The 2,105-nt window shown below is 42.7% G+C and carries 3 protein-coding genes; all 3 read right to left on the bottom strand.

The features are described 5' to 3' along the window. Positions 1-255, bottom strand: a 255-nt coding sequence (locus ACESK1_RS13155; RefSeq protein WP_372920627.1) for a carboxymuconolactone decarboxylase family protein, incomplete at its 3' end; no start/stop codon positions are given. Then, complete coding sequence (tatC, locus tag ACESK1_RS13150) at positions 245-1,084, bottom strand: twin-arginine translocase subunit TatC (protein WP_372920626.1); 840 nt, start codon at positions 1,082-1,084, stop codon at positions 245-247. The genes ACESK1_RS13155 and tatC, both read right to left, overlap by 11 nt. After that, entirely contained in the window at positions 1,084-2,049 is a 966-nt protein-coding gene (locus tag ACESK1_RS13145; protein WP_372920628.1) for an SIS domain-containing protein, read from the bottom strand. The genes tatC and ACESK1_RS13145 overlap by 1 nt, the downstream gene beginning before the upstream one ends. Between the last annotated feature and the right edge of the window lie 56 nt (positions 2,050-2,105).

Genomic DNA, 2,105 nt, shown 5'->3' with positions numbered 1-2,105 from the left:
AGTTTCCATAACCTCTTCCCGGCTTATATTTGCTTTGTGGCTGCTCTCCAGGTGGTATTTCACACAATCGTCGCATCTAAGCACTAACGAGGCCACCAGGCCGAGGAGTTCCTTGGTTTTTTTGTCCAGGGCACCTTCTGTAAAAGCATTGGTGTCCAGGTTGAAAATTCTTTTCAGAACCTTGTTGTTTTCGTTAAGGATCTTATCGTTCATCTGAGCGCGGTACTCATTGAACTCTTCTACTTTATTTTTCATAGCCTTGTTTTTTTAATTTTCGTTGTTCTTGTTTATGGATCACTTTGGAGATGATGATACTCACTTCGTAGAGAACAAGCACCGGAATAGCCACAATTATCTGGCTTACGATATCCGGCGGGGTAATGATCGCAGAAAGTATCAACACGAGCACCAAGGCGTATTTCCTGTATTTGATCAGAAAACCCGGGGTTACGATCCCTACTTTGGTAAGGAAATAAATCACAATGGGCAGCTCGAAGATGAGTCCGCTTGCAAGTACTGAAGCCCTTACCAACCCGATATAACTGCTCAGGTCAAAATCGTTAAATACGGTTTCGCTAACCTGGTATTTTCCGAGGAAATTAATAGAAAGCGGAGTTACCACATAATAACCGAAAAGTACCCCCGTAAAAAACAAGATAGAGGAAATAAAGATAAATCCTTTAGCATGCCGCCGTTCGGTATTATGCATAGCAGGGGCTACAAATTTCCAGAATTCATAGATAACATAAGGGAAGGCGATGATAAAGCCGGCGGTAATAGATGTCCAGATGTGGGCCGAGAACTGTCCGCCCATCGTTCTACTTTGGATTCGGAAAGGCATTTCATCAAAGCAAAAACCTCCGTCTATTCCCAGGGCAGTGGAGATACGACATAAAATATCATAAGAAAAGAAATTGCCTTTACTGGGGCCGAAAAGCAGAACATCAAAAATAAAACCTTTTGCCAGGAAGGCGATAGTTCCGGCAATTACCACGGCTAAAGTAGCGCGAATAAGGTGCCAGCGCAGGTCTTCCAGATGATCTAAAAAAGACATTTCATCGTGTGGAGTTCCAATCTGCTTCATTATAGGATGCCTTCTCTCATTAGGTTGTGAATATGGACCACTCCTGCGTATTTATTATCTTCAACTGCGAGAAGTTGGGAGATCTTATTTTGTTCCAGCATATCCAGTGCATCCACGGCCAGGGTATCCTGATGAATGGTCTTTGGGTTAGCGCTCATAATATCTCGTGCGGTGAGATTCTTGAATTCGGTAGAATTCTTCAGCATCCGCCTGATGTCCCCATCGGTAATTATTCCGATAATCTTATCATTTTCCAATACTGCGGTTACCCCAAGCATTTTTTCTGAAATTTCAATGATGGCATCGGTAACTGAAGTATCCGGAGATACAGCAGGTTTCTGATTCTGAACAGTGATATCCCTTACCCGCAGGTAGAGTTTTTTACCAAGAGAGCCACCCGGGTGGTATTTGGCAAAGTCTTTTCGGGAGAAACCTTTCAGCTCCACCAGGCAAATTGCCAGGGCATCACCCAATACCATTTGTGCGGTGGTACTGGTGGTGGGCGCAAGATTGTTTGGACAGGCCTCTTTTTCTACGTATGAATTAAGGACGTAATCTGCTTCCTGACCCAGAAATGAATTTTTATCGCCAGTGATCCCGATTAGGGGATTTTTAAAATTTTTTATGAAGGGCACCAGGACTTTGATCTCGGGACTGTTCCCGCTTTTGGAGATACAGATCACCACATCATCCTGCTGAATATTTCCAAGGTCTCCATGTATGGCATCGGCGGCGTGCATGAAGATGGCCGGGGTGCCGGTAGAATTTAAAGTAGCCACGATCTTATTGGCAATAATGGCGCTTTTTCCTATTCCGGTAACTACAACTCTTCCTTTAGAATGATATATTTTTTCTACCGCCTGAACGAACTCATTATCAATAAGATATTCTAAGTTTGCAATCGCTTTGGCTTCAATGGAAATGGTTTCTTTGGCAGTGTTCAGAATTTTTTCCTGGAGTTTCAAAATAGATAAAATTATGAATTGTGGATCTAAAGAAATATGTATCTTTAGTTTGCAAA

This window comes from Salegentibacter sp., assembly GCF_041642575.1.
GTDB lineage: Bacteria > Bacteroidota > Bacteroidia > Flavobacteriales > Flavobacteriaceae > Salegentibacter.
Note: the sequence above shows the minus strand (reverse complement) of the source record. Positions and strands in the feature narration are given on the sequence as shown.